Source organism: Arachidicoccus sp. (genome assembly GCF_050436765.1).
Taxonomy (GTDB): domain Bacteria; phylum Bacteroidota; class Bacteroidia; order Chitinophagales; family Chitinophagaceae; genus Arachidicoccus.
The window spans coordinates 1-3,153 of sequence record NZ_JBNQGD010000081.1 but is presented as its reverse complement, the minus strand read 5'-3'; the positions used below and the strand labels follow the sequence as shown (position 1 = coordinate 3,153).

The following is a 3,153-nucleotide window of genomic DNA, read 5'->3' as shown; positions in this document are numbered from 1 at the left end:
ATGCTTTAAACGAGATTGAATATGTAATGGGTGATACAACCACTTATTGGGGCGCGAAACGGGCTGCTGATGGACATCCTGCACCGTTCAAATTGAAATATATTGAAATCGGAAATGAAGATTTCTTCGATAGGTCCAATAGTTATGAGGGGAGGTTTAGTCAGTTTAAGAAAGCGATAGATGCTAAATACCCGCAACTTACGTGTATCTCTACCATTGTTGAAAAAGATTTTGACAAGATGAAAACGGCATCACAGTTGACTCCTACGGTGGTAGATGAGCACTATTATCGCAATTCCTGGGAAATGTGGGCTAATGCTTCGCAATACGATAATTACGATCGTAAAGGGCCCAAAATTTTTGTGGGAGAATGGGCTACAAGAGAAGGGGCTCCCACCACAAATCTGAATGCTGCACTTGGAGATGCTGCCTGGATGACCGGTATGGAACGTAATTCGGATCTGGTAATTATGTCTTGTTATGCACCTTTGTTTGTCAATGTAAGCAAAGATTCTACAACAGGAAAGAAAGCCTGGCAATGGGATTCTGATCTGATTGGCTATGATGCACTGAATAGTTATGGATCTCCTTCCTATTATGTACAAAAATTATTCAGCCACTATTTGGGTAATAAAATTGTACCGGTAACAGCTACGAATATTCCGGAACAAAATGAACCACTTAACAAAAAGGAGAAGGCAGAAGGTAAAGCTCCTAAACAGGTTCCCACTATATTTTATTCTGCTACCTTAAATGACACAACAGGAATACTCTATCTTAAAATAGTGAATACAATTGCAAAAAAGCAAGCTATAAAAATTAATTTGAGCGGTATAGCTAAAATTTCTTCTGATGCTACGCTGATGGTTGTTAAGGGAGATAAACCCGACGCTACAAACAGCATTACCGATCCTAATAATATCATTCCGATTACTGAAAATATTAAAGGCATAAAATCTACGTTTTCGAGAAATTTAGATCCCTATTCAGTAAGTATTTTTGAAATTAAAACAAACAAATAATACGAATATTTACGGTATTGAAATTATTCATTCTGTTCTCATTTTTAAACTCAAATAAAAAATCATGAAGTATCTACTCACGGCAATGCTGCTTTTTGGATTCCTAGTAGGAAGCGCACAGAGCGCAATTGATGGTAATTGGAAAGGTTCGCGGGAAACGCCCAATGGAACTTTCGAAGTTAATTACACTTTTAAAGTGACAAATGACTCCTTAACTGGTACTATGAAAACAAAGTTTGGGGAGCTTCCTTTGGAAAAGGGAAAAGTTGATGGAAAGAAATTTTCCTACAGCATTAGCTTTAACGATCATTCGATCGATTTTACCGGGGAGCTTACCGGCGACGATGAAATCACCACCAAGAATGAAAGAGGTGAAACGAAGCTAACAAGGGTGAAAGGGTAGCACGGTTTATTGTCCTTGCTGGATCTTTGACGCATTTAGCAGGGACAATTTTTTTGAGCGCAGAATTTGAATGATGCAGCGTTTTTAATAATAGTATTTTATGAGATGTATATTTCGGAGAAAAGTTGTTTTATTAGGCTTAAGTTTTGTTTTTGCCGTGAATGTGAATGGACAACTTCCGTATCAGAACCCTCATCTTTCATCGGAACAAAGAGCGAAAGATTTGATTGGTCGGTTAACATTAAAAGAGAAGGCTTCTTTAATGCTTGATCAATCTCCCGCAATTCCGCGATTAGGTATCAAAAAATTTAATTGGTGGAGTGAAGCTTTGCATGGACTTGCGAATAACAGCGACGTATCGGTATTCCCAGAGCCTATTGGTATGGCTGCTTCATTTGACAATACCAGCTTTGAAGACTACTCAATGAAACGTAGAACCTATCGTTATATGTCAGATCCTCTATTCCCATTTGGTTTTGGTTTGAGTTACACCAAATTTTCGATTGGAAATGCACAGTTGGACAAAACAGAAATAAAAAAAGGCGGGGAGGTGCAACTTACGATTCCCGTTTCAAATATAGGTAAGAGAAAAGGTACTGAAATCGTGCAGGTATAAGTTAGAAAAGTGGGTGATACCACTGGCTTGCTAAAAACATTAAAAGGCTTTAAAAGAATTGATTTGGCAGCAGGTACAACAGGTAACGCAGTCATTGATTTGCCTTTTAATAGTTTTGAATTTTATGATGGGAATACATTTAAAATGGACGTGGTTCCCGGTGAATACGATCTGTGGTACGGCAGCAGTTCCGATGATAAAGATTTAAAGCAGTTAAAGCTTATAATTGATTAGACAATTCGTTAATAAATAAAAAATTAGTAGAATCTATATTTTTATGAAGGCCCACTCAAAGGGCTAATAATCAGATTTAATATGAATATAAAATTGGGATTTATGTTATCTTTCGCCATCTGCTTTTCTGTACAAAGCAACGCGCAATCATTTCAGAGAAGCAATACCGGCATTAACGCTGTAGTAGATTCTTTAAATGTGGAAATTCAGTTTTACAGTCCTGACATAGTTCGTGTGATAAAATATCCTGTTGGTCACCGTTTTGTCAAGCATAGCCTTTCTGTTATTAAGACTCCTGAACAGACAGCGTTTAATGTAAAGCAAAAGGGTGATTTTTTAAACCTGCAAAGCCATGATGTACGAATAACTTTAAATTTAAAATCGGGTACACTCTCTTTTTATTCGAACAAAGGGGTATCACTTCTAAATGAAAAAGCTAATGGTGTAAGTTTTACACCTTTTAATGACGCAGGAAATAAAACATTCAATGTTTTACAATCCTTTATTTTGGACAAGGATGAACCCATTTATGGTTTAGGGCAGCAGCAAGGGGGTAAAATGGAGCAACGAAATGTTAGGCTCCATATGGTGCAGGGGAATACCGATGATTATATTCCTATCTTTCAATCTGTGAAGGGATATGGCGTATTTTGGGATAATTATTCTCCCACCGTTTTTATCAATAATGACGACAGTACTTCTTTTAAATCAGATGTGGGTGAAGGTGTTGATTATTATTTTATGTATGGCGGCAATGCTGATGGAGTGATTGCCCGAATGCGTGACCTTACGGGTCAGGTTCCCATGTTTCCGCTATGGACTTACGGCTACTGGCAGAGTAAAGAACGTTACAAGACCCAAGCGGAGCTGGTGGACGT

Annotated in this window: 4 protein-coding genes and 1 pseudogene; all 5 read left to right on the top strand. The window is 37.8% G+C overall.

Annotation, left to right across the window (positions count from 1 at the left end):
- On the top strand, nucleotides 1–1,022 hold a 1,022-nt coding region (locus ACQR30_RS03385), incomplete at its 5' end, for an alpha-L-arabinofuranosidase C-terminal domain-containing protein (RefSeq protein ID WP_429731256.1).
- A 64-nt stretch (nucleotides 1,023–1,086) separates the two neighbouring features.
- The gene (locus ACQR30_RS03380) at nucleotides 1,087–1,425 is read left to right on the top strand and encodes a hypothetical protein (protein WP_429731254.1); all 339 of its coding nucleotides are present in this window, start codon (nucleotides 1,087–1,089) and stop codon (nucleotides 1,423–1,425) included.
- Between the two features lie 100 nt (nucleotides 1,426–1,525).
- Nucleotides 1,526–2,041 (top strand): hypothetical protein, encoded by a 516-nt coding sequence (locus ACQR30_RS03375; RefSeq protein ID WP_429731252.1) that lies wholly within the window; start codon nucleotides 1,526–1,528, stop codon nucleotides 2,039–2,041.
- Between the two features lie 9 nt (nucleotides 2,042–2,050).
- Nucleotides 2,051–2,275 (top strand): fibronectin type III-like domain-contianing protein, encoded by a 225-nt coding sequence (locus tag ACQR30_RS03370; RefSeq protein WP_429731249.1) that lies wholly within the window; start codon nucleotides 2,051–2,053, stop codon nucleotides 2,273–2,275.
- A gap of 81 nt (nucleotides 2,276–2,356) precedes the next feature.
- Nucleotides 2,357–3,153, top strand: a pseudogene (locus ACQR30_RS03365) (xylosidase); the annotation flags it as partial.

Excerpts from the sequence above, each read along its gene's own strand:
- ACQR30_RS03380 (WP_429731254.1), top strand. The coding sequence starts at position 1,087 with ATGAAGTATCTACTCACGGCAATGCTGCTTTTTGGATTCCTAGTAGGA.
- ACQR30_RS03375 (WP_429731252.1), top strand. The coding sequence starts at position 1,526 with ATGAGATGTATATTTCGGAGAAAAGTTGTTTTATTAGGCTTAAGTTTT.